The organism is Thermofilum uzonense, from assembly GCF_000993805.1.
Classification (GTDB): Archaea; Thermoproteota; Thermoprotei; order Thermofilales; family Thermofilaceae; genus Thermofilum; species Thermofilum uzonense.
Genome location: NZ_CP009961.1, coordinates 165570 through 187319, shown reverse-complemented (window position 1 = coordinate 187319; position 21750 = coordinate 165570). Strand labels below are relative to the sequence as shown.

Below are 21750 nucleotides of genomic sequence, written 5' to 3'. Positions count from 1 at the left end.
TGCTCACCTAGGTAAGGGGATTACCACAGTAGGGACAGAATTTTGCGTTCAATGGGACGTCGTTTCCACACTTAGGACATTTCTTAGTCAGGGGTGTACCACAATTGTAGCAAAATCTTGCTCCGGGCGGGTTTATGGTCCCGCACTTGGGACACTGTATGCCGGTCTGTTGTGGTTGTTGCGGCTGCTGTTGAGCTACAGCTGGTGCAGGAGGCTGCTGGGGGGCAGGCTGAGGGTATAAGAGCGGAGGAATCACTACCATGCCTGTCCCAATCGAGGCTCCAGGTGATTTACCCAGCTCTTGAGCTACGCTTTTTATCGTGTCCATACGCATAACCTCTGTAGCTGTCCCTGTCTGAGTAATCCAGAAAATCCTGTCGCGGTACTCGGGTGTCGTGTCCAGTCCCTCCATTTTTATGTCGATGAGCTCTAAGCCTATACGCCTGAAGGGTTCTAATAGGTCGAATTTCAGCTCAGCTGTAACCTTGTCAATATTAGAGAAAACCTCAGCGAGTTTGTATTTGCTGAGCGAGGCCATGGCATTTTCTAGAAAATATCCTCTTAGAAACCTGTTTACAGACTCTGTGTCGTAGGCTCTCTGAGCGCCAACAACCTCTACCACAAAAAGTTTGGGATCAGCGACTCTAAACCAGAAGCTCCCATAGAATTTCAAAGGCGCCAGATCCTGCGTTTGGGTCTGTCCTCCAAACTTTCCTTGAAATTGTTTAAGATTAACAAATATGATAGTAGCCTTGAATGGAGTCTCCGAATAAACTATCTTGTAAGCTTCTGCAAGTAAAGGAATATTAAGAGTGGATAATACGTGACGCCCAGGACCCAAAACGTCATATGCTTTTCCATCTCGAAAGAACACTGCCGCCTGGTACTCTTCGACTATGACGACCGAGCCTAGCTTTAAATCCTCATTTGGATACCTCCATACGATATCGTCCGGTGAAGGGTTTACCCATCTTATCACAGGAAGTGAACCTTTAGACACTACTCGCTCACCACTGTCTTAAAGAGGTTTTCACGTTGATTTATGTCGTCCTCCATTTGCCTCACGATATCTATGGCGTTATTTATTTTCTCCATTAGTTCTTGATCCGTAACAGTAGAGAGTTCGAGAACTTTCTCCATTACTTTTGATGCTTGAGTTAAGAGTTTGTAGTCTAGTTCGAGGAGTGTTTGAAGTTCCTTCTCGCGAATTTTCACGCGGTCGAAGAGGCCGGAGTATCCATAACTTGCATGCTTTATCATCTGAGAAGCTTTCATGAGTTCGAGTCTCAAGTCGTCGAGCCTTAGAGCTGCTGAAATATTTTTCTTTTTTACAGCCGAGATCAAACGCTCTACTCTAATCCTAGCATCATCCAGTATAGAGGCGATCTTGCGCCTTACAAGGGCATCGTCCTCGCGGATAAGCTCCTTTTGCTTGTATCCTCGGAAACCTGGAACCATTAACTCCAGCTTCTCGAGTAGAGTAGTATCTTTACTCATCTAAACCATCAACAGAAAATGAGAAAAAGCAAATATATTTTTGATGTATTCCTATTAGGTTCCTAGCTGCTTTATTGTTTTACCCTGCCAATGAATCTGTAGACAGTAGTGCCACAGTGAGGGCATGTGCCCTTGTAAGCAAGCCTGCCGTTCTTAAGAGTTACCTGCTGAGGGTTCTTCATTTCGACCTGTTTGCGGCACTTAACGCAGTATGCCATGATTTTTTCGGGCATTGGTTTTCACCAAGACTAATTTCCTATTGGAGGTATATATCCTTTGCGTCTCAAAATTCTCTTCTTTTGTATAACGGTAGTATTTATTTCGTTATTTTTAAAAAGAGATTTATTTCTTCAAAAGGTATTCGTAGCTTATTTTAAACAGAAATTTTATAGAGTCTGCTAAGACTCCCCTACAACAACACATTTATTGACGGTGTCATACATATTAACTAGGAGTGATTTTAGATGCAAGCGCCCTGTGAAATAATAGGGAAAAAAGTACTACCAAGCATAAGGGGGATCATTGTAAGATACATGTATGAAGAACTGGGCTTGACACAAATTCAGATCGCGAGGTTGCTCGGCGTCAGCCAGTCAAGCATTAGCAGATACATTAATCAGCAACGTGGAAAGTGGACAGCAATGTCAGCTTCTAAAGATCTTGAGGAAAAAATACAAGAGGTAACAAAGCTGCTTATCGACAAGAAAATCAATCGAGAAGAGATATTATGTGAAATATGTAGATACATAAGAGCTACTCACCCCGAAGTTCTTGCAGAATCTTCTCGTATTTTTCACGGGAATCTTTGAATTCGTCGCTAGTTAAAACATCTCTTTCTGAAATATAATCTAAGCGTAGAGAGGTAGCATCAACTATTACTTTCTCGCGACGTGCATCTCTCAATAACTCCTCTTCTTGAGGATTTTCAAAGTATAGGATTCTATTTGAGGCAAGTGAGGTCAAAAGCATTGAGGCAAGATTCTCAACCTTCTCAACTTTGTTTTCGGCCGATACTACCACTACAGTGTCAAGATAAGGAGTGAGCTTTAGAGAAAATAGAAGAACACCTATCTCGTAAGCACGCCTTGAGTTCGCATTTTTTAAGCCGACGACTACTGTTCTATACGCGTCGAAGCTTAGAAAGCTTAGATAGGAAACATCGGGAGCGAGAAGCCTTACATACTCCGTCATTAGTTGTTCTCGCAGATTGTTAAGAGCATACTCGTCACTAAGGTATGGATGCGTTATCGACGTATAAAATACGGGTTCAGGCTTGTGCATCAGGGCTTTCGCACGTACTAAAGGCATTGGAAAACCTCCATAATATCTCATGTCTTCATAGAGCATTTTTCCTTCAGGCCTAACATCGCCCGGCACAAGCTCTCCTAAGATAATCGTCTCGGCATCAAAAGGTACGTAGAGATTTCCATCTACCCTCATTAGGTTGACCGGTCCTCCTGATAAACCACCTGCGAGCAGATATTTGTTAAACCAAGGAAGCCAATCCATTTTCGAGACGAGTTGAAGGTAAGGCGAAACACCGATTATTATCGCGGCGTTAATCGCCTCACTATGTTTTGTAGACTCCTCTAGAAACATAAAAGCTTTCGATGATCTGGGTATGTGAACGAGTAGGGTCTTCTCATCTATAACCTGGACTGGTTCTGAGAATAATATTGTTTGGCCAGTCTTCGGATCCGAGAGTAGAATAACTGGGTTTTTGATAACCGGGTGCTCTTCTCGGGCTGTATGTCTTACTGCTGGCAGACCTGTGAGGTCAAATTCAAGTGCCGAGCGTCTTAGGAATCCCTGGCTTCCTACGACTCTCGGGTATACGTCGGAGATCCAGGCAAATGAGGCTAAAACGCTTATCTTAGAGGAAGGGTCTAATGATACGTTAAGAAGGATCGAGATAAGCCTCTTAAAATTTTCAACTATTAGTGATGTACTGTTGTGAAAAGATATATCTATCTTGCCCAAATAGATATTCGTCGTAACTGGGTACTCCTTATCCACTACATCTTTAAAAAGTAATGCTTTCGACGTTTTACGAGCTAGGTTGACGGTAAACCAAGGAAGTTCGTAGTCGGCTAAAACGCTCTCCTCGATTTCAATCAAATGCTTACCGTTCCTCAAAGTCTCCACAAGGTCCCCTATGCTCACCTCTCAGCACCTGAGAATCTTTCATTCTGTCAATAGCTTATATGAAATCTATCCTCCCTTCTAGACTCCTCTCTAGGTGCAAAGAGGAGAGGATTTAACTTGCCTTCCTCAGCTAATTTCAATAACATGTCTCTGAACTCTGAGGTATGTTTTATATCGAGTTCAAGAAGTTTCTTTAAAATCTCCCAAACATTTCTCTGTATGTCTAAGAGCATCTCTCTAGGCATATGACCTACTATAAAGGGATCCTGCAACCACTTGTCAAAAGCCTCTATTGTTTTAACCATGTGGGTGAATGCCGCACGAGTAGCCAGTATCAACTCCAGTCGATCCGCATTGACAAGGTCAGTCTCTATTGAGCGCGCAGAGTCCAGGAATGTCTTCTGAGCTTGTACCCAGTTAGTTAGGTTGCTTGCGAACAGCTTTATAAACTCACCCACGTTATCCACGCGTTCAACTAGTAATAGTGTCTAAAAAACTTGCTGTGCTAAAACTTGACATTATCTTTCAAAGGTGGGTCTCGTTGGAGTGAAACTTATTCTCTCGAGTAGCATTTTTCTGCCAGCTATCTTGCCGATACCAATAACTTTGGATGATGCTAGCATCTTTTCAACACTCTGTATCTTCACTGAACTGGAGGAATATACTGTAAACAGCGGATCCCCGGGTTTAACTTTATCACCTATTTTTACGTGGAGTAGAACCCCAGCTCCCTTGTCAAGTGGAGCGCCGGCCATCTTACCTATAAGTGCAACCAAAGGATTATCGATATAGTATACAAAACCTTCTTCTTCAGCATAATATGTGTAAGTTTTATCTCCGACGGGCAACTCCTCGGGCTTTATCTCAGGGTTCCCTCCCTGTGCCTCTATTATTTGTCGAAGTTTCTTTTCAGCCTTTCCGGAGCGTAGAGCCTCATACGCCACCTCATAACCGTTTTGAATCCCCACCATCTCAAGCAGTGTACCTGCTAGGGTGACCGCCTTATCTACAAGATCCATAGGTTTAAGCGTAGATAAGGCTAGAAGCGCTTCCCTTGCCTCTAAGCTCGGACCAACAGCATAACCTAAGGGCTCCTCGGCATAGGTTGCTACAGCCTGAAGCTTAAGGCCAAGCATGGATCCAAGCTCTATGAAATCATATGAAATCCTGCGGGCCTCCTCAATGGTGCGAGCTTTAGTCCCCCTGCCTGTGGGTATATCGAGCACTACGTGGGTAGAACCCACTGCAAGCTTCTTAGCCAGGATGGACGGCACAAAGAAGGGGTCTATCCCTAAGGGGTATTCGACACGAATAATTATGTCGTCTGCAGGAGCCAGGTTTAATGCCCCACCCCAAACTATGCAGCCGTTAGTCTTCTCGATTACACGGGTCATTTCTTCTATTGAGAGGTTCACGGGGGCTAGGGCTTCCATCCTGTCTGCTGTCCCGGCTGGTGACGTTATTGCTCTGGAGGATGTCTTTGGTATTGTGAATCCCAGCGACGCTATTATGGGAACTACTATGAGACTTGTCTTATCTCCAGGGACTCCCCCCAGGCTATGTTTATCAAGAATTGTTTGTCTGTTCAAGGATAATCTCTTCCCGGTTTCAACCATGGCTACTGTTAGATTGTAGGCTTCATCTATTGAAAGACCTTGGAAATGAATAGCCGTTACCAGTGCGGCAAGCTCTACTTCGCTCAAAACTCCCTCGACTACATCACGCATAAGCTGTAAAGCTTCATCGAAAGTTATTTTACCTCTTGAAAGCTTTTTACGGAGAGTATTCAGAGACTTGGGAGGTTCCGTAGGCTCGACCTCAACAAGATCTCCCTCATTTACCCCAAGGGTCTTAGCTACGTTTAAGTAAAGTCCTACCGAGTCGTTTGGAAATTCCTTTGCAATGTTGACCGCCGCAATGATACTTTTAGTTTTGGATTGGACACGAACCCTATCGTTTGGTTTAAGATCGAGTTTTCTTGCTAAAGACTGGTCAAGCACCACCGTGTGATGAATACTCTCATAAGGTAGCAGTTTAGTTCTGAGCTCCATATGCTCATCACCGATGAGGGTTCATTTTATCCCCATTCTTATTTATATATTTATCGAAATAAGTTTTAACTAGTACTGTGCAGGAAATAAAAATGATGCTGAAAGGATGGAATGGGAGGATATTATGGATTGACTTATCCAATAGGAAGATCAAGATACATGAATACGATGGCTCATTCGCCCAAAAATACATAGGTGGGAGAGGATTTGCTGCACGTATATTGTGGGATTACCTTCCCCCAGGACTAGATCCTTTCTCACCACACAACTTGCTTGTGATAGCAACAGGGCCTATAACAGGTCTTCCCGGCCCAAGCACTGGAAAACTCGTCGTTGCAGCTAAGAGTCCACTCACACACGGTTACGGAGACGGAAATATTGGGAGCTTGGGAGCCGTTTATATGAGATACGCTGGTTACGATGCTCTAGTGGTAACAGGGAAATCCGAGAAACCTGTCTACTTACACATTTACGATGGGAAAGTCGAGTTTAGTCCGGCTGAAGACCTCTGGGGCAGAGATACATTTACCAGCGAGAGGATACTCCGAAAGAAACATGGGAGAAACACAGGTATACTTCTCATTGGGCCGGCTGGCGAAAATAAGGTAAAGCTCGCTACGGTTATGTCACAGGAGGGTAGGAGCGGTGGTAGGCCAGGCATAGGAGCGGTTATGGGTAGCAAAAACTTGAAAGCTATAGTGTTTTCAGGAGATAGACTTCCTGAGCTCCACGATCCAGAGGAGTATAAAAAGCTAGCAGCCGAGGCATATGCAGAGATTAAGAAGAAGCCGGCTTATTCTTTCTGGATGAGACAGGGAACCATGTCAACAATACAATGGTCGCAGGCTAACGGCGTACTACCAACCTATAATTTCAGTGAGGGTGTCTTCGAGTTTAGCGAGAATATCGACGGGAATGCAATGGAGCGGATGAAGAAAGGGCAGCGAGGATGCCCTAACTGCAACATGCCCTGCGGAAATTATATTCTAGATGATACTGGAGAGATCTCTGAACTTGACTACGAGAATGTAGCCATGCTCGGTTCCAACATAGGTCTTAATGACCTGGCCAAGATCGCAAGGCTTAACAGGCTTGCCGACATGTGGGGAATTGATACTATTGGCCTTGGTGCCGCTCTGGGTTTTGCAGCGGAGGCCTCTCAAAGCAAAATCATAGAGGAGAAGATTGATTTCGGAGACTTTAACTCGATGCTTGAATTATCCGAGGATATCGTTTATCGGCGGGGCCTGGGCGACCTGCTTGCAGAGGGCTTAGAGCACGCCTCACTCAAGCTTGGAGGGGATGAAATTGCTGTCCACGTTAAGGGACTTAGTGTTTCTGCTTATGACTGCCACGCCGCACCGGCCATGGCACTATCATATGGTGTAAGCACAGTGGGAGCCCATCATAAAGACGCATGGGTTATATCATGGGAAGTAGCACACGGAAGGTTCGAGTATACACGTCAAAAAGCGTTCAGGGTATTCGAGCTTCAAAGAATAAGAGGTGGGGTTTTTGAAATGCTGGTATCATGTAGGTTGCCCTGGGTTGAGGTAAGTCTAGAGTTGGACTGGTATGTAAGGCTGTTTAACCTCGCTACGGGGCTATCCTGGACTTGGGACGATTTTCTGATAGCTGCTGAGAGAGTATTAACTTTAATCCGAGCTTTCTGGGTGAGAGAGTTCCAAGCTGAAGGTAAAGGTTGGCATAGAGGCAGGGACTATCCACCTAAGAAATGGTTTACACGTCCGCTAACAAAAGGGCCATTCAAGGGAGCAAGACTGGACATAGATAGATACGACGAAATGCTGGGTGCCTACTACTCGTATGTTGGGTGGGATCACAGAGGCATTCCTAGAGCGTCCACGCTTGAAAGGCTAGGATTAACGGACGTATGCAAGGATTTAGAAAGTTTTATACAGCTAACTTACTGAGGGGGTATGGGAAAAATCAAGATACTTTATTATGGCTTCGTAACGGAGCTAGTCGGCAAAACCTTTGAAGAATTGGATGTAAGTGAAGAAAAGACTTACACCCTAAAAAGTATCCTAAACCCTATACTTCTTCCGCATCTCGGTAGAATCTTTTTCCTGGTAAATGATAGGCCTGCAGAGCTAGAGCATCCTATAAGGGTGGGGGATGAAGTCAAGGTACTTCCCCATATCGGAGGAGGTTAGAATAACCTTATACATCACTGGATAGATACTTACAAGATGCAAGACGCTCACTGCTGTAACTTATGGCTTGCAGTCATTAGAAAGCTGGTTGAAAAGCTCAGCCTTACAAGGGGCCAGGTCGCAGTAGCATCAGAGCTCTTTGCCCGTGAAGTCTTCAAGGACATGAAAGCGTCTTCCATTGATGAGGCGATCGGCATTGTACTCGATAAGGTACAACTTAAAGGCTATGTTGAGATTGAGGGAGAGAGCATTAAAGTGAAGGTACAGGGAACAGATTGTCAATTGAGAGAGTACTGTCCTCTTCCCTTCTATGTGGCAGCCGGTATCCGTACGCTCACGGGCAGAAGAGTTTATGCAATTAGTGAGAAACTTGTCGAGTTCAAAGAGGGATTTTGTATTTTTGAATTGAAAGAAGTAGAGGAGCCTAAAGCATAACCCTTATTTCGACGGGATCTCCATCTCTCAGCTTTAACTCTGAACGTAATCTCACCTGAGATATCACTTCTAGAATTTCATCTCCATGCTTGGTTTTTTCAATATCTAGGACTGCGCCGAATACAGATACTCCATTGGCACTAATCACAGCCTTATAGACTGTGACTCCACAGAAACTTTTACCATTCAAAGTAGAACCCGGAATGTATATTCCTTTTCCTGAATTCCTTACGAAAACTCTCTTCTTCACTGAGTCCTCATCGAGCCTCACATTAAGCGTTCCAGGGAAGGGTTCAAAGCCTAGAGCTTCCTTGAAAGCTTCAACATACTGTGGAATGCTAAGATAGTACGCACCCTCGCCCAAACCAGGAACAACTTTACCTCTGAGCTCAACGGTTAAGCCTGAGTCAAGTATCCTCTTTAAATCCCCATAGATGCTCTCTAGTAACTCTCTCCCTCGAGGCGTTATCTTGAAAGCGATAAAACGCCCTAGAGGCACACGCTCAATATACCCCTCATCCTCAGCATATTTTAGAATCTTCCGAAATCGCCATGCAGAGATATCTAAAGATTTTATTATTTCTGTCCGACTTATCCTTTCAGGAAAGTTGAGACAGTTCCTCTTAGCTAGTTCTAGGAGCAATGGGAAAATCTCGTATTTAGTGAGATTAGACACGACTTGATTATACCCCCCTGGTTTTTATCTGTAACTTTTCCTAAGTACAACATGAAACTTTTGAAAAGAAAACGCTAAGTTAAAACGATGAAGTCACGTTTACCCTCAATGATTTTAAAAACAATCATTAGGAGGAAGCCAATCAATATAATTGTGTAGGCTAGCGTTGATAGAAAACCCGAGAAAGCTAAAAAACCTGTTACCAACGTTACGTATGATGGCGCTACAAACAGCAACCCTAGCCCTCTGCTTCCTTCCTTCCGGTAAAACTCATAAATTCTTCGTAAAAATGAAACAAAAAAGTAGGAAGATGCTATTAGCGGCGGGAATAAGAAGACATTCGGAGAATTAAACAATAGAGAAATAATTGTCGCTCCAATAATTGTGATCAGAAGTACCCGGATGCTCTCCTCTGATACAGCTATAGCCTCGTCAAGTATATCATCTAGCCTGTAGTACATAACCTATCCTAGTAAGGTCCCAATCCATGGAATAACAGTAACACTTTATTTAATGTCTTGGTATGTTTAACATACTGTCGTATTATGGCTGAATACGCTATAAAGATATTATCTGTAGGAATACCAATTGAACATATTGAGTGGCTAGAAAACATGCTGAGACTTATTTTCAATGCTTCGATCGTCACAGATTCGAAAACGATTACTTTAGGCTCGCTGATAGGGGTTTATTCAGAGGAGCGAGAACAGCTTCAGGCTGATAAACTTTTAGATTACCTCTCCGAGAAAATAGGCGTTTTACCCCACCAAAGGGTGCTGGTAGTGATTGATGGAGATGGATTCGTCGAGGGATTGAATTTTGTTTTCGGAATAGCTAAACCGAATTGGGGGGGAATAGTATTTACAGAAAGGCTTAAGCCAGATCTTTACGGTTCTACAAACTCTGTTCAACTGTTTCGTGCAAGATTGTTAAAGGAAAGCCTACACGAGCTCGGACATAGCTTTGGTCTGCCTCACTGCTCGCGGAACTGTGTTATGCGTTTTAGTAACTCGGTGTATGATGTAGATAGCAAGCCCGCGACTTTTTGTGCGCAATGTCAGATCAGGCTTAACTTAGAGGCGCCTGGATTGCTTAGAGCAAGATAATTCTATGAAATTCCAAACAAAGCCCGGAGTATAGGAGTTGATTTGATGAACTCGATAGAGAGGGATTCCCATATAACTCCTGGAGGTCGTGGAAAGGGTGTGGATGTAATCAATACACGCGTAGGAGTTATTATAAAATCTGCTGGGACGTCATGAGGCAGCATTGGGATCTTCTTCTCGATAACCTGAAGGTCGTGGACAATGGTTACTATGGGCGTTCGTTCGGAGATAACGTGAAGTTCGCGGAGTATTCCATATTCTAAGTCGTAGAGCCCGTCGCCTCTTCCAAGTCTTGCACCGTTAGTATTTACAGCCACGCTACCTATGAACACAATATCTATTTTCATATTCTCAGGCCATTTAATCTTCTCGCCCATGGCAAGGGCTCCTCTTAGTGTCGATGCATATCCTAGTCGGTGAGGGGGTATTTTATCAGAATCCAGTAAAACATAGCCTTTTAACCCGGGAAGGGAGAGGATTACCTGCTTCCCCCTCCTGAGTGATTCCTCGCGTACAACTCTCATTGGGACGTCAGGAGTGGTGTAGATCACCGATGATGTTCTGAAATGTTCTAGTTTTACGAGTTTAGTTTGCACGCCGGAGCTTCCAATGAAGCCTGGTATTTTTCCATAACAAGGTCTCGGGGTAGTGACTACTTCATATTTTTCGAGGGTAAGCCATGTTTCCCTCCGAATATTCTCCTTTTCTTTCTGGTAGTTAGGACGCCGTTCTGCCATAAAACTCAAGGTTAGAGCGAACCTTCATAAATTAACGTTTCTGATGCCAGAACTTAGTTTCTAAGGTAATTAAGGCTCCGCGATTCTAGGATCATCAATTTGTCCTACAACTATGCGATCGGTTTAATGCGAGGATTCTATATACTAAGCACGTGTATATAATGCTCGATGACAACACGCAACGATCTTACAAGCAGTTATTACGTGACAAATAGGGGTGACTATACTTCGATCACAAAAGTTATCTCAGTTAAACTTCCTACAGGTCTCATTGATGCATTGGACCAGCTTATCGAGAAGGGATACTTTCAGAATAGAAGTGATGCGATTCGAGAGGCAATCAGAAAACTCCTTAGCAGTTACAGGGAGATGGACACTGCTAGATTCGATCGAGGACTTCACTTAGGTATCCGTTAAAAATAATTTTTATCCTATTTTTGAGCCGATCTTTACTTCTTTTTCCGGTACCAGCAGAACTGGTTTTCCGTCGTCTATGGCTGCTAGTAACATCCCTTGAGACGTATAGCCCATTAGCGATTTAGGCTCGAGGTTTGCAAGAACAATTATTTGCTTGCCAACAAGCTCTTCTGGCTTGTAGTATGGACGTAGACCTGCTACTAGCTGCCTGACCTCGCTTCCAATATCCACTTTTAAGAGAATAAGCTTATCACTTTTCTGTATAGCTTGGGCTTCAAGAATGCGACCAACACGTATATCGAGCTTCTGGAAATCAGATAGTTTGATTGTTGACATACCATATGGTTCTTGAAATAGAGGTTAATTTTTATTTCGGATATACTCTTGAAAATAGGGGGCTTGAATTGGGTGAAGAAATAGATAGAAAGATCATATTCACTGAAAGTGATCTTATTCTTCTCGCTCTGCTTGAAGGTGAAAAGAAGATTACCGATTTAAGGCCATCCACGGGCCTCTCAACAACCTCCATCTATAATAACATCAAGAAGCTCCTACAATATAACCTTGTAGAGGAAGATAGGAAAGGAGCTCCGGGTAACAGGATTTTACGTCTCACAGAAAAGGGGCACAGAATTGCAACGCTTTTAAAACAGTTAGATGAAGAGCTCAAACCCAAGGTCGTTGTACTCAAGCCTGAATGAAAAACAATTTAAACTCTGATTCCGATTCTTCACACAATGCCCAAACATGCTGTTTTAATTATTGATATGCTCGAAGAATTTGTCCGGGGTCGTCTACGGGCAGAGAAAGCCGAACAGATAATCCCTCACATAAAGAGATTGCTTGATTATGCACATAGTAAGAACATCCCTGTTATACACGTGATAGATCAGCACTATCAGAACATAGATTTTGAGGAAAGATTATGGGGGCCCCATGCCTTGAAAGGCTCTAGTGAAAGCCGCATCGTTAGTGAGTTAACCCCATCTCCTGGAGACTTTGTTATTCCAAAGAGAAGATACGACGCTTTCGAGTACACGGACCTTGACCTTCTGTTACGAGAACTAGGAGTTGACACGCTGATAGTAGCAGGTATACACACTCACATATGCGTGCAGCAAACAGTCATGGGTGCTTTCTACAGGGGCTACAGGGTCATCGTACCTTTAGAGTGTGTGGCCGCAGCTAGCGATGAATGGCATAAGGTTGGCCTGCAGTATATGCAAAACTTCGCGGGAGCGGAGCTTGTTGGACTAGATACTCTGCTTAAACGGCTTGAGGTTGAACTACGGGCAAATCAGGTTGAAATCGTTTAAAGTCCTGAAAAAGCTCCCCAAACCTTCTCATAGTCTCTCTTTAATCTTTCACGAGATACATGAGCGTAGACCTGGGTTGTATTCAGATTAGAATGGCCGAGAAGTTCCTGTATCTCGCGGATGTCCAGACCACTTGCAAGGCTTATGGTTGCAAATGTGTGGCGCAAAACGTGCGGTGTGACACGTTTTCCTAGGCCTGCCTTCTTACCTAGATTTCTCAGTATTCTCTCGACTGTAGTGTAATGTATGTGATGATTGGGATTCTTTGAAGATGGGAAAAGCCACTCAGAGCTGTTACGGCTTAGCTCCTGCGCTAGGAGTCGAGTGACGCCGGGTGGAAAGTACACGTAACGTTCCTTGGAGCCTTTGCCCTTGACTCTTATAGTGTTTTTCTCGAGATCTATATCTGATTTTTTAATGTTTACAAGTTCGGCAACTCTCAAGCCTGTCGTATACAAGAGGAGCACGATTAGCTTCTCCTTGGAGTCTTCCGCTACTTCGAGCATTTTTTTAACTTCCTCGGGTTCTAAGTATCTAGGGAGTTTCTTCTCGCGTCTTGGGAGTTCGAAGTCTTTCAAAACATCTTTCTTCCCTATAAATTCGAGGAACCTTTTAATTGCAACGGCAGCCGTGTACAAGCTATCTGGCTTCCAACCTCTTTGGCGCAGATGAGCTAGAAAGAGATCTATGTCGTAGACGCTTACTTCCATTACACTTTTACTTCCGAGAAAACCGATAAATCTTTCAAGAATACTGCGGAACGACTTTATAGTCCTCTCAGACCTGTTCCTAGCAATCAAATGAGATATGTAAAGTCTCACCAGTTCATCATTAGAAAGACCTGTTGCTTGATTTGCACCGCTCATTTTATTCCTTCAACCCCAGTTCTTCAGGACTCCGGGCATATGCTTCAAGATGGGCGGCTACATATATAGGGGCGCCGGCTCTTAAAGCCAGTGCAACGCTATCACTAGGCCTGGCGTCTATGAAGATCCTCTCAGAGTTTCCCTCTTCTCCTTTTCTCAGTACTAAGGTTGCAGTATATACCGTGTTGTTAAGCAAGGCATCTATTGTCACCTTTTCAATCGTAACTCCCAGTGCTTCAAGAATATTTATTAGAAGATCATGCGTTAGAGGCCTCTCCATCTTGACTCCAGATAGAGCATTTTGTATCGATAATCCTTCACTGACACCGATGTATATGGGCAGCATTTTACCTTTCCACTCAGCTGCTTCGAGTAGCATCACGAATGCTGCTCCTGATGACTCGATAACTACAGGGTAAACCCCTACAACTTCAGCCTTCAAATAACGTTCGGCTTCACCACCACTCAATTGCCTCACCTTGCATCTCCTGGAAAAATGCTGGATTAATCCTTACAACAACAAGGTTCCCTTTAAACCTGCTAAGCTCCTTAACCTTCTTGATAATTTCGTTTACTATGAAAATAGGGTTGGATTTCACGAATCGCAGTACCTCTTCGCTATTTTGACTCGAAGCGACTTTAAAAAGAACTTCCTTTATGATCATGTCGGCCATTAGATTTGTGAAACATACTTCCCCAGAACTTATAAGTGAACCTATCGCAAACTTCCTGAAAGTAATAAGGTCTCCTCCAAGCGTGCTGAGTAAAGGAGAGACTTTGTCTTCTAATTCCTGGTAAGCTTTATTGTTCGCCTCATCATCACCCATGACTAATTTTACCCTTTGTTTCCACTTGAGAACCCATACTTCAATCCAATCCCTTAGAATTTTATCTATTTCCAAGGGATTTTGATCAGCCAAACGCGAAATATAGTTCAAAGCTTTAATAGAGAAGTCACTATCGTGTAAGAAGTCATTCATTACCGAAATATAATTGATGAAGTCTTGTGCAGCTACATCGCTCATAAAATCTGCCTCTTGTTGTGAAAGCTCTGAGAAAACATTTAAGAGATAATGAGATATAATGGACTTCAGCGTAGAATACGACATCCTCCCCTCCATGATATTACACACACCTGCAACTCCTTACGCAAAGGTTCCTAAAAAAGATATTCTATTCTCGAAGTAATCTTACAGAAGGTGAGGTAGACCTATAAGTGAAACTATTAAGCTCAAGATGTATATCAGGATAGCAATTACAGCAGCACCCAGCCAACCGACCCCGAAGAGCTTTCTAAGTGCATACAACCACACTATAATCGCTAGTAGATTGCCGAAAGGTATTCTTATAAGGTTGAAGAAAGCGAAAATTATCTCGCCTATAAGAGCAGCAATTAGAGCCCCGGTTATGTTTTCTCGTTGCTGTTTACCAGGAAAGATCTTCAATGCAATATATATTATCACAGCACTTACTATCCACGAAATGAGAAACTCGAGAAGAGTTCCAAAGGAAAGGGTCAAGGCCGTCACCGCAAATATATTAGTAAAACTTCTATTTTTATTTTTCTAACCAGAAGTAAGCGATATATAAATGAACTGTGTATTCAACATTAGATGATGAGGCGACGGTAACAGGACGAGTGACGAGTCTTCTCGCGACTGATGTAGACTCAAACAAAAAACTGTGAGCCCTGATCGTGTCTAAACGTTTAGCTTGAACCGTGCATCGGCAATCTTGACCCAATCAGAGGAGACAAAGGTCGGGTTAAGATCCATTTCGGAGATAAAAGAGGAAAGCTGAGTAAACATTATGGATGCCTTGCTAATAATATCTGCTAAGAGATTTACGTTGGCTTTAGGCAACCCCCTATACCCCTCGAGTAACTGGTAACCTTTGATCCTACGAATCATCCCCAGGGCCTGTTCAGGAGTTACGGGAGCTATCTCAAACACAACATCTTTTAGAACCTCTACTAGTATTCCGCCTATCCCAAAAGCTATCACGGGACCAAACTGTTCATCCTTTAATCCTCCTATTATTACTTCTTGAGCCCCTCGGACCATCTCCTGGATTACAAATCCGTTTATTCGAGCATCTGGATGGCTCCGGCGGATTCTGGACAACATATCCTCTATTGATTTCTTTAATTCATCTGCGTCCCTTATACCCACCTTCACTGCCCCCGCCTCAGTCTTGTGAACAATGTCAGGACTATCTATTTTAAGAACTACAGGGAAAGAGAGACCTTTAATTGCGGTAGCCTCCTCAGGGGATTTAATGTAAACATAGTCTACGACGGGTAATCCATAGCTCTCTAGTATTTGGAGAGATTCAGAGAGGGAGAGAAGGGTTCTTTTATCCTGTAACGCTTTCTCGATTATTGGATGACTCACAGGTATATCACTTTTTATAGTATATTAAAACTTTCTTTAATGCCTTTGCAGTGTCGATAGCATCTTCAGCTGTCATACCCGCTAGAGTCGGTAGTGTTACGACGCTTCGGGCGGCAAACTCCGCTTTGGGAGAGAGGCCAGCCTTGTATGTGATCTTAGCTCCATAGAACGGGCATGACCATGGACATCCATTACCGTAAGCATTCAGGTTCTGAAATAACGGGTTCTCGTATATAGTTCTAGGATAGGCTACTAGTGCGAGAAGGTTTTCCTTTCTTACGGCCTCAACTATTCGGTCACGATTTACTCGCAGGTTTTCCAGCTTTAAAAGTACCTGATAGATGTGCCACGTATGTTTTACGTGCGGTTTAGGTTTAGGCAGTAGTAAGAGGTACCCATCTAGTGATTCCAGCTCATCTGTGTAGATTTTAGCTATTTCCTCTCTTGCATGATTCAACTCGTCAATCCTCTTTAACTGGCCAAGGCCCAGTGCAGCCTGTAACTCAGTCATTCGGTAGTTCCATCCGAGAATGGTGTGATAGTATCTTTCCTCAGAACCATGCTCGATGAAAAGCTTTGCACGTCGGTAAAGGAGTTCGTCTGACGTCGTAATCATTCCTCCCTCTCCTGTCGTCATATTTTTGGATTGATAGAAGCTAAAACCTCCAATGTTTCCTATGGATCCTACCTTTCTTCCTTTATACTCGCTTCCGATAGCCTGTGCACAGTCCTCTATGACGGCTAGATCGTGCTCCCGGGCTATTTTCATTATTTCATCCATTTCGGCGGGGTGCCCAGCCAGATGGACAACGAGTATCGCCTTAGTTCTGTTTGTTATCTTGTCAGGTATCGTTTCTGGGTCAAGATTCAATGTATCCAGCTCTATATCCCCGAAAACCGGAATCGCGTTGTTGTGAAGGATGGAGGTGGCAGTTGCCACAAAGCTGAAGGGCGTAGTTATAACTTCATCTCCGGAACCAATCCCTAAGCTTGCCACGGCAGTGTGGAGCGCGGCTGTTCCATTTATAAGTGCGAGGGCATGCTTAACCCCTATGAATCTAGCAAAAGACTCCTCAAACTCTCTTACATACTTGCCTAGACCAGAGGCTAGTCTTCCGGATTCCAATACGGATAAAACTAATTGTTTTTCGTATTCGGTGAATGAGGGGTAATACTCTTTAAAATGTTCACGCAGCGGCTTGCCTCCTTCGATGGCTGGTACTTCCATGCTTTGTCGCTTAGCTTTATGGAGTACGAGGTAATTAAGGGTATTTTCGAGCAATTTAGCCTGTTTTTATAGAGGCTACTAGCTCCCCTCTTGCGTTATAGATGTTTATCCTTACTAGACCTTTCAGCTTAGTTGATTCAATCTTAGGCATGAGAACGCGCTCCACCTGAAAGAAACCTGCCAGATCATCCATGTAAACTGATACAAGTATAGGAACGTCCTCTGCTGGAGAGATTTCAACATGCTTAATGTTAAGAGCCGATAGGGAATGCATGTCAATCTTACCCATCTTGTAGGGCAGTCTGGCTCTTCCTTCAGACATGTCTAATCCATCTGCGAGCTTCACTATACTGGCCTCCATCGTTAATGCTCGCACATCATATTCAGTGCTGAATATTGCCGAGAGTATCTCTTGGCGCAACATGTAACGCCTTCCGCCAATTTTCGGAAATATTTGTTGAAGTATCCTATCAACTATATCTTTAGCTAGGAGGCTTCCAACCATTTCATGGTATTCGCGGTGAATAGAATTACCAACATCATGAAGGTAACTTGCAAGGACGAGTATCGCTTTTACCTCATCGATGCTTTTAGATGTTCCATCCTGCAAAGTACTCATTCCAATATTTCTGTTTAGCAATAAGTTTAGTATCTCTAGCGCCACACCTGCAACTATTCTAGCGTGAACCGGGCCGTGATCATTGAATCCAAGACGTTTCACTGCGTTAATATTGCTCATTTCGAGCAGAGCTATTACCTCCTCGTCGCTTTCTAGAGTAGAAACCAGTCGGTTTACAAAGGGGTCTGCTTCCGTCCATTTACTAAGGATATTCTTAGATACGACAGTACCATGTGTCAAAGGCAAAGACACAGAATGCCTTATCTTAACATCAGAAATAAATTTTTAGTTTCACTTTACAACGAGCCTAGCTTATAGTGTTTGAATATACCTATGCCCGGGTAGGTGGCTCGAGAGCCTAGCTCCTCCTCAATCCTTAAGAGCTCATTATACTTAGCTGTTCTCTCCCCCCTAGCGGGCGCCCCAGTTTTTATCTGCCCAGCATTTAGAGCAACTGCTATATGCGAGATTGTTACGTCCTCGCTTTCACCACTCCTATGACTTATTATAAGAGAGTAGTTGTTCATAGTTACAAGCCTCGCAGCATTTAATGATTCCGTCAGTGTTCCTATCTGGTTCACCTTCAAGAGAAGCGCATTTGCAGCCCTTGAGGCAATGCCCTTTGATATCCTCTTAACATTAGTGACAAAGAGATCATCCCCTACGATTTGTATCTTTAACTCTTGCGTCGCTATGGCGAAACCTTCGAAGTCTTCCTCGTGGAGAGGATCCTCTATTGAAACAATGGGATACTCTTGCACTAATTCTTTATAGTAATTGATGAGGTTCTCACGAGAATATTCCTTGCCATCAAGATAATAAACATTCCTCTTATCGTCGTAGAATTCTGAGGCTGCAGCATCGAGAGCAAGGGCGATGTCTTTGCCGGGAGAATAACCCGAGTCCTTTATGGCTGCTATCAAGGCATCTAACGCTTCACGTGTGTTTTTCATTGGAGGGGCAAAACCTCCCTCGTCGCCCACATTTATGGCTGAGCTGCCGTATTTTTCCTTCAAAATTTTTCTTAATGAATTATATGTCTCGCTGCCCATTTTCAAGGCTTCACGGAAAGTTTTAGCGCCCACCGGGACTATCATGAATTCTTGTATCTTCAGCTCGTTACCAGCGTGCTTCCCGCCGTTAATTATATTCATTAGGGGAACTGGAAGTAGATAGGCCTGCATTCCTCCTAGGTAAAAGTATAGAGGAACACCATAAGTGCTTGAGGCTGCGTGGGCTACCGCTAGGGAAACAGATAGGATTGCGTTAGCCCCTAGTCTTGATTTGTTTGGTGTCCCGTCAATATCTAACATTTTCTTATCAATGTCTTCTTGGCGGCGTGAATCCATTCCTATTATCTCTCGCGCTATTACCGTATTCACGTTCTCGACTGCTTTTAAAACACCCCGACCGTGAAATTCGCGGGATCCATCTCTCAACTCTAGTGCTTCGTGGGAACCTGTAGATGCTCCTGAAGGTACTATAGCCCTTCCAAAACCACCTGCGAGCGTATAAACCTCTGTTTCAACGGTAGGATTAGAGCGTGAATCAAGAACCCATCGGGATCTAATCTTTGTTATATCAAAGTCATCTTCCCACAAGTAACTTTTGCTTTGCACATGGTATTAAGGAAACCCCTTTTTAACAATTATCCTTCTTAACCTTTATTATTAATCATTGATTTCGTAAAATCACGATGTGACCAATAAAAACAAATAATTTGTTGACGTCACTAAAACCGTATGGGCGAACTAGGAAATACCGTTGGTGTCATTCTTTGCGGGGGTGAGGGAAAAAGGCTGCGACCTTTAACCTATTACTTTCAGAAAGCTATGATACCTATAGGCACGCAGCAAAAACCGCTCTTAGAATACATTGTACGTTTGATGAAGTATCATGGGATTAGAGACATTGTAATGCTTGTGGGGTACAAAGGTCAACAAATAGTCAATTACTTCAATAAAGGAGAGAGATATGGTGTAAGCATTTCTTATGTGTGGGATGACCCTAACTATGGAGGTAACGGTGGAGCCCTCTATAATGCTTACTTGAAGGGCGTCTTAGATAACGCGGAGAACGTTCTAATATATTATGGAGATATTCTCTCGGACATTAATCTCGCTGATATGATCAAGTTCCATGAGGAGAAAAACTTCACTTCAACGCTTGCATTGTCTCCAAATTATCGTGTTGCTGTCGGAGTAGCCGAGCTCGAAGGAGACAGAGTGACAAAACTTGTCGAAAAGCCATTCCTCGGCAAGCCGGTAACAATAGGAGTGCTAGTCGTAAGGAGGCGTGCGCTGGACTATCTGAGTGAGATAGCTGAGAACAAAAAGGATATTGACATTATGGGCGACTTAATAGGAATGTTCCTTCAACGGAATTTACGAGTAGGAGGCTATATAACTTCTAGCTTTTGGTTCGACTTAGGGACTACTGAAGCTTATGAGAAGCTCGAACCCGCAGAGGTCGATCAAAGGTTTAGCTTCTTGTTCCAAGAGTAAGTAGAGGATAAAGGAGTGTTTTTTCACCTTTTATTATCCTTGTGATTAATGTATTCGGCAACAAAGAGATAATTTTCGCGTAACTCCAGTTTTCGAAAAACCAGTCAACTAGTTTTCGGTAAGCTCTACCGATTTCAAGGATGCTTCCTATTTCATTCCAGGCCCTCTGTTCATAAACAGTTGGATTATCGAGCCAGACTGCATCAGCGGCGAGTATTCCTAGACTCATAGAGGTAAATATACCACCTCCGTTGATTGGATTAGTGGCTCCTAAAGAATCACCGGCAAAGAGGACGTGGCCACAGACAGGCGACCCGTAAAACCCTGAAACGGGAATCCATCTTGAACGCGGCGCTTCAAGTAGGCTATAATCGGTGAGAAAGCCCTTCGGATTAAGTCGTATAAACTCCTCGAGTAAATATGAGATGTTTTCACCCTTTTTTACAAAGTTATACCTTATACCTACACCTACGTTTGAAACCGACCCATTGTATGGTATTATCCAGGCATAACCACCGGGTGTTTTGGGCGAGGCATACATGTAAACTATTTTTTTGTCCATATTGGGGGTTTCGGCTTTGACGTTAATGCCTAGAGCCAAATCCACTTCGCTGAGTCGGGCAGGACAGTTCACGATTCTCCGAGTCGTAGATGGAAAACCATCTGCCGCTATTATGTACTCGGATTCTATAGATACACCTTTACGCGTCTTGATTAGATATCCATCGGGAGTTTTTAAAACGGAAACGATGTCATCTCCAAGAATCAACTCGGAGTTGCCGGCTAGTTTCTCGACTAGTTCCTTACGGTTTACTGTGAAGCCAGGAATCTTCATCTTGAAAGTCTTTATTCCTTCTATCTCAAGGTGAACTTCCCTAAAGGTGTTTAGCTTACGGGCAAGAGCGATATACTGATAGGCTTTCTTAACAGACGGCTTGTTAGAGATGAAAGATATTGCAGTTGGCTCAGGTAGAAACTCACCGCACACAGTTGGTGTTTCCAGACTTTTTTTCCTCTCTATTCCTATGGCTTTCACACCAAGTTCTTCTAGACGTCTTAACGCAGCGGCGCCTGCTGGTCCAACGCCTATGACTACAACCCTGAGCATCAGCACCCTTAGAGACTATCATTTATTTAAGGATTGATTGTGAATTTTTCAGCTCCTAAGGTAAGCACACTTTTTCTCTCCCGATAACCTTAACAGCGGCCTGGATAACCGAAAGAGAACGTTCCAAAACATCTCTTACGAACTCCACACCTTCTCGGGTAAGCTTGTAAGATCTTTTATCCCGTGACCCCACTTCTCTTGATTTGACTAATCCTGCTTCTTCAAGCTTCCTTAAATAAGGATATATTTGTGAGGGACCTACAGGCGCTCCAATCATTTTCTCAAGGGTTCGCATGAGCTCGTATCCGTGTTTTTCCCCTTCTGCTAGGAGGATTAAGGTGTAAAGTTTTATAGTTGTATTTACTCGGAGTGCCCCCACATCGCTTGAAGATTGTTTCCTAGACATAGGATCCTGAAATATTTCTTGTTTGGGATATATATAAATTTATTGAAATATTGTACGAATCCTTAGACA

Annotated in this window: 29 protein-coding genes; 9 read left to right on the top strand and 20 right to left on the bottom strand. The window is 43.4% G+C overall.

All coding sequences use genetic code 11. The annotated features are described in order from the left end of the window. Positions 1 to 7: 7 nt before the first annotated feature. The 3 genes from MA03_RS01030 to MA03_RS08550 all read right to left on the bottom strand — a co-directional run bounded on the left by MA03_RS01030 (position 8) and on the right by MA03_RS08550 (position 1730). Complete coding sequence (locus MA03_RS01030; protein ID WP_052883492.1) at positions 8 to 1000, bottom strand: SPFH domain-containing protein; 993 nt, start codon at positions 998 to 1000, stop codon at positions 8 to 10. Further along, positions 1000 to 1497, bottom strand: a complete 498-nt coding sequence (locus MA03_RS01025; protein WP_052883491.1) for a hypothetical protein — start codon at positions 1495 to 1497, stop codon at positions 1000 to 1002. The genes MA03_RS01030 and MA03_RS01025 overlap by 1 nt, the downstream gene beginning before the upstream one ends. A 71-nt stretch (positions 1498 to 1568) precedes the next feature. Beyond that, positions 1569 to 1730 (bottom strand): DUF5679 domain-containing protein, encoded by a 162-nt coding sequence (locus tag MA03_RS08550; RefSeq protein ID WP_191118622.1) that lies wholly within the window; start codon positions 1728 to 1730, stop codon positions 1569 to 1571. 231 nt (positions 1731 to 1961) lie between these two features. On the opposite strand from MA03_RS08550, the gene MA03_RS08545 reads away from it, so the two are divergent. Continuing rightward, the gene (locus tag MA03_RS08545) at positions 1962 to 2306 is read left to right on the top strand and encodes a transcriptional regulator (RefSeq protein WP_191118621.1); all 345 of its coding nucleotides are present in this window, start codon (positions 1962 to 1964) and stop codon (positions 2304 to 2306) included. Here the strand turns inward: MA03_RS08545 and MA03_RS01020 are convergent. From MA03_RS01020 to MA03_RS01010, 3 genes are read right to left on the bottom strand one after another with little or no spacing between them, the layout of a single operon-like run. Then, positions 2251 to 3660: a UbiD family decarboxylase gene (locus MA03_RS01020; RefSeq protein WP_052883490.1), complete on the bottom strand. Its 1410-nt coding sequence runs from the start codon at positions 3658 to 3660 to the stop codon at positions 2251 to 2253. The genes MA03_RS08545 and MA03_RS01020 overlap by 56 nt on opposite strands. Positions 3661 to 3689: 29 nt before the next feature. Continuing rightward, positions 3690 to 4100, bottom strand: coding sequence for a DUF2153 family protein (locus tag MA03_RS01015; protein ID WP_191118620.1), 411 nt, complete (start codon positions 4098 to 4100; stop codon positions 3690 to 3692). A gap of 60 nt (positions 4101 to 4160) precedes the next feature. After that, positions 4161 to 5693, bottom strand: a complete 1533-nt coding sequence (locus MA03_RS01010; protein ID WP_052883489.1) for an AMP phosphorylase — start codon at positions 5691 to 5693, stop codon at positions 4161 to 4163. 77 nt (positions 5694 to 5770) lie between these two features. On the opposite strand from MA03_RS01010, the gene MA03_RS01005 reads away from it, so the two are divergent. From MA03_RS01005 to MA03_RS00995, 3 genes are read left to right on the top strand one after another with little or no spacing between them, the layout of a single operon-like run. Beyond that, positions 5771 to 7627 carry an aldehyde ferredoxin oxidoreductase family protein gene (locus tag MA03_RS01005; protein ID WP_236944896.1) on the top strand — a complete coding sequence of 619 codons (1857 nt, stop codon included), beginning with the start codon at positions 5771 to 5773 and terminating at the stop codon, positions 7625 to 7627. Between the two features lie 6 nt (positions 7628 to 7633). Further along, positions 7634 to 7870 carry a MoaD/ThiS family protein gene (locus MA03_RS01000; protein ID WP_052883488.1) on the top strand — a complete coding sequence of 79 codons (237 nt, stop codon included), beginning with the start codon at positions 7634 to 7636 and terminating at the stop codon, positions 7868 to 7870. 36 nt (positions 7871 to 7906) lie between these two features. Further along, entirely contained in the window at positions 7907 to 8305 is a 399-nt protein-coding gene (locus MA03_RS00995; protein WP_052883487.1) for a hypothetical protein, read from the top strand. On the opposite strand, the gene MA03_RS00990 is transcribed toward MA03_RS00995, so the two are convergent. Next, complete coding sequence (locus MA03_RS00990; RefSeq protein ID WP_052883486.1) at positions 8295 to 8981, bottom strand: DUF120 domain-containing protein; 687 nt, start codon at positions 8979 to 8981, stop codon at positions 8295 to 8297. The genes MA03_RS00995 and MA03_RS00990 overlap by 11 nt on opposite strands. A gap of 74 nt (positions 8982 to 9055) precedes the next feature. Continuing rightward, a complete protein-coding gene (locus MA03_RS00985) occupies positions 9056 to 9442 on the bottom strand; it encodes a hypothetical protein (RefSeq protein WP_052883485.1) in 387 nt (128 codons plus the stop codon). An 84-nt stretch (positions 9443 to 9526) separates the two neighbouring features. Here MA03_RS00985 and MA03_RS00980 point away from each other — a divergent pair, with 84 nt between their 5' ends. Continuing rightward, on the top strand, positions 9527 to 10087 hold the full coding sequence (locus tag MA03_RS00980; RefSeq protein WP_052883484.1) for an archaemetzincin family Zn-dependent metalloprotease: 561 nt from the start codon (positions 9527 to 9529) through the stop codon (positions 10085 to 10087). Between the two features lie 2 nt (positions 10088 to 10089). On the opposite strand, the gene MA03_RS00975 is transcribed toward MA03_RS00980, so the two are convergent. Beyond that, the gene (locus MA03_RS00975; RefSeq protein WP_052883483.1) at positions 10090 to 10824 is read right to left on the bottom strand and encodes a 5-formyltetrahydrofolate cyclo-ligase; all 735 of its coding nucleotides are present in this window, start codon (positions 10822 to 10824) and stop codon (positions 10090 to 10092) included. Between the two features lie 168 nt (positions 10825 to 10992). Between MA03_RS00975 and MA03_RS00970 the strand changes: the two genes are divergently transcribed. Beyond that, positions 10993 to 11241, top strand: a complete 249-nt coding sequence (locus MA03_RS00970) for a ribbon-helix-helix domain-containing protein (protein ID WP_052883482.1) — start codon at positions 10993 to 10995, stop codon at positions 11239 to 11241. A 9-nt stretch (positions 11242 to 11250) separates the two neighbouring features. On the opposite strand, the gene metG is transcribed toward MA03_RS00970, so the two are convergent. Further along, positions 11251 to 11577, bottom strand: a complete 327-nt coding sequence (gene metG, locus MA03_RS00965; protein WP_052883481.1) for a methionine--tRNA ligase subunit beta — start codon at positions 11575 to 11577, stop codon at positions 11251 to 11253. Between the two features lie 5 nt (positions 11578 to 11582). On the opposite strand from metG, the gene MA03_RS00960 reads away from it, so the two are divergent. Both MA03_RS00960 and MA03_RS00955 read left to right on the top strand, forming a co-directional pair. Next, positions 11583 to 11942 carry a winged helix-turn-helix transcriptional regulator gene (locus MA03_RS00960; RefSeq protein WP_052883480.1) on the top strand — a complete coding sequence of 120 codons (360 nt, stop codon included), beginning with the start codon at positions 11583 to 11585 and terminating at the stop codon, positions 11940 to 11942. 36 nt (positions 11943 to 11978) lie between these two features. Further along, a complete protein-coding gene (locus MA03_RS00955) occupies positions 11979 to 12557 on the top strand; it encodes a cysteine hydrolase family protein (RefSeq protein WP_052883479.1) in 579 nt (192 codons plus the stop codon). On the opposite strand, the gene xerA is transcribed toward MA03_RS00955, so the two are convergent. From xerA to eno, 8 genes are all read right to left on the bottom strand, one after another. Then, positions 12554 to 13423, bottom strand: coding sequence for a site-specific tyrosine recombinase/integron integrase (xerA, locus tag MA03_RS00950; protein ID WP_052883478.1), 870 nt, complete (start codon positions 13421 to 13423; stop codon positions 12554 to 12556). The genes MA03_RS00955 and xerA overlap by 4 nt on opposite strands. Position 13424: 1 nt before the next feature. Further along, positions 13425 to 13892, bottom strand: coding sequence for a bifunctional nuclease family protein (locus tag MA03_RS00945; RefSeq protein WP_052884846.1), 468 nt, complete (start codon positions 13890 to 13892; stop codon positions 13425 to 13427). Next, complete coding sequence (locus tag MA03_RS00940) at positions 13879 to 14544, bottom strand: hypothetical protein (protein ID WP_052883477.1); 666 nt, start codon at positions 14542 to 14544, stop codon at positions 13879 to 13881. Before MA03_RS00940 ends, MA03_RS00945 begins: the two co-directional genes overlap by 14 nt. Before the next feature lie 69 nt (positions 14545 to 14613). Next, positions 14614 to 14952, bottom strand: coding sequence for a hypothetical protein (locus MA03_RS00935; protein ID WP_236944895.1), 339 nt, complete (start codon positions 14950 to 14952; stop codon positions 14614 to 14616). A gap of 171 nt (positions 14953 to 15123) precedes the next feature. Next, the gene (locus tag MA03_RS00930) at positions 15124 to 15816 is read right to left on the bottom strand and encodes an acetate--CoA ligase family protein (protein WP_052883476.1); all 693 of its coding nucleotides are present in this window, start codon (positions 15814 to 15816) and stop codon (positions 15124 to 15126) included. Between the two features lie 7 nt (positions 15817 to 15823). After that, entirely contained in the window at positions 15824 to 17044 is a 1221-nt protein-coding gene (locus tag MA03_RS00925) for a DegT/DnrJ/EryC1/StrS family aminotransferase (RefSeq protein ID WP_052884844.1), read from the bottom strand. A 55-nt stretch (positions 17045 to 17099) separates the two neighbouring features. Beyond that, the gene (locus MA03_RS00920; protein WP_236944894.1) at positions 17100 to 17663 is read right to left on the bottom strand and encodes an HD domain-containing protein; all 564 of its coding nucleotides are present in this window, start codon (positions 17661 to 17663) and stop codon (positions 17100 to 17102) included. 296 nt (positions 17664 to 17959) lie between these two features. Continuing rightward, positions 17960 to 19264, bottom strand: coding sequence for a phosphopyruvate hydratase (gene eno / locus MA03_RS00915; RefSeq protein ID WP_052884842.1), 1305 nt, complete (start codon positions 19262 to 19264; stop codon positions 17960 to 17962). 141 nt (positions 19265 to 19405) lie between these two features. Here eno and MA03_RS00910 point away from each other — a divergent pair, with 141 nt between their 5' ends. Next, complete coding sequence (locus MA03_RS00910; protein WP_052883475.1) at positions 19406 to 20167, top strand: nucleotidyltransferase family protein; 762 nt, start codon at positions 19406 to 19408, stop codon at positions 20165 to 20167. Here the strand turns inward: MA03_RS00910 and MA03_RS00905 are convergent. Beyond that, entirely contained in the window at positions 20145 to 21275 is a 1131-nt protein-coding gene (locus MA03_RS00905; protein ID WP_052883474.1) for an FAD-dependent monooxygenase, read from the bottom strand. The two genes, MA03_RS00910 and MA03_RS00905, sit on opposite strands and share 23 nt — an antisense overlap. Before the next feature lie 55 nt (positions 21276 to 21330). Continuing rightward, positions 21331 to 21681 (bottom strand): PadR family transcriptional regulator, encoded by a 351-nt coding sequence (locus MA03_RS00900; RefSeq protein ID WP_052883473.1) that lies wholly within the window; start codon positions 21679 to 21681, stop codon positions 21331 to 21333. Between the last annotated feature and the right edge of the window lie 69 nt (positions 21682 to 21750).

Excerpts from the sequence above, each read along its gene's own strand:
- MA03_RS01025 (WP_052883491.1), bottom strand. The coding sequence starts at position 1,497 with ATGAGTAAAGATACTACTCTACTCGAGAAGCTGGAGTTAATGGTTCCA.
- MA03_RS08550 (WP_191118622.1), bottom strand. The coding sequence starts at position 1,730 with ATGCCCGAAAAAATCATGGCATACTGCGTTAAGTGCCGCAAACAGGTC.
- MA03_RS08545 (WP_191118621.1), top strand. The coding sequence starts at position 1,962 with ATGCAAGCGCCCTGTGAAATAATAGGGAAAAAAGTACTACCAAGCATA.
- MA03_RS01010 (WP_052883489.1), bottom strand. The coding sequence starts at position 5,693 with ATGGAGCTCAGAACTAAACTGCTACCTTATGAGAGTATTCATCACACG.
- MA03_RS01000 (WP_052883488.1), top strand. The coding sequence starts at position 7,634 with ATGGGAAAAATCAAGATACTTTATTATGGCTTCGTAACGGAGCTAGTC.
- MA03_RS00995 (WP_052883487.1), top strand. The coding sequence starts at position 7,907 with ATGCAAGACGCTCACTGCTGTAACTTATGGCTTGCAGTCATTAGAAAG.
- MA03_RS00985 (WP_052883485.1), bottom strand. The coding sequence starts at position 9,442 with ATGTACTACAGGCTAGATGATATACTTGACGAGGCTATAGCTGTATCA.
- MA03_RS00980 (WP_052883484.1), top strand. The coding sequence starts at position 9,527 with ATGGCTGAATACGCTATAAAGATATTATCTGTAGGAATACCAATTGAA.
- MA03_RS00975 (WP_052883483.1), bottom strand. The coding sequence starts at position 10,824 with ATGGCAGAACGGCGTCCTAACTACCAGAAAGAAAAGGAGAATATTCGG.
- MA03_RS00970 (WP_052883482.1), top strand. The coding sequence starts at position 10,993 with ATGACAACACGCAACGATCTTACAAGCAGTTATTACGTGACAAATAGG.
- metG (WP_052883481.1), bottom strand. The coding sequence starts at position 11,577 with ATGTCAACAATCAAACTATCTGATTTCCAGAAGCTCGATATACGTGTT.
- MA03_RS00960 (WP_052883480.1), top strand. The coding sequence starts at position 11,583 with ATGGTTCTTGAAATAGAGGTTAATTTTTATTTCGGATATACTCTTGAA.
- MA03_RS00955 (WP_052883479.1), top strand. The coding sequence starts at position 11,979 with ATGCCCAAACATGCTGTTTTAATTATTGATATGCTCGAAGAATTTGTC.
- xerA (WP_052883478.1), bottom strand. The coding sequence starts at position 13,423 with ATGAGCGGTGCAAATCAAGCAACAGGTCTTTCTAATGATGAACTGGTG.
- MA03_RS00940 (WP_052883477.1), bottom strand. The coding sequence starts at position 14,544 with ATGGAGGGGAGGATGTCGTATTCTACGCTGAAGTCCATTATATCTCAT.
- MA03_RS00925 (WP_052884844.1), bottom strand. The coding sequence starts at position 17,044 with ATGGAAGTACCAGCCATCGAAGGAGGCAAGCCGCTGCGTGAACATTTT.
- MA03_RS00920 (WP_236944894.1), bottom strand. The coding sequence starts at position 17,663 with ATGAGTACTTTGCAGGATGGAACATCTAAAAGCATCGATGAGGTAAAA.
- MA03_RS00910 (WP_052883475.1), top strand. The coding sequence starts at position 19,406 with ATGGGCGAACTAGGAAATACCGTTGGTGTCATTCTTTGCGGGGGTGAG.
- MA03_RS00905 (WP_052883474.1), bottom strand. The coding sequence starts at position 21,275 with ATGCTCAGGGTTGTAGTCATAGGCGTTGGACCAGCAGGCGCCGCTGCG.
- MA03_RS00900 (WP_052883473.1), bottom strand. The coding sequence starts at position 21,681 with ATGTCTAGGAAACAATCTTCAAGCGATGTGGGGGCACTCCGAGTAAAT.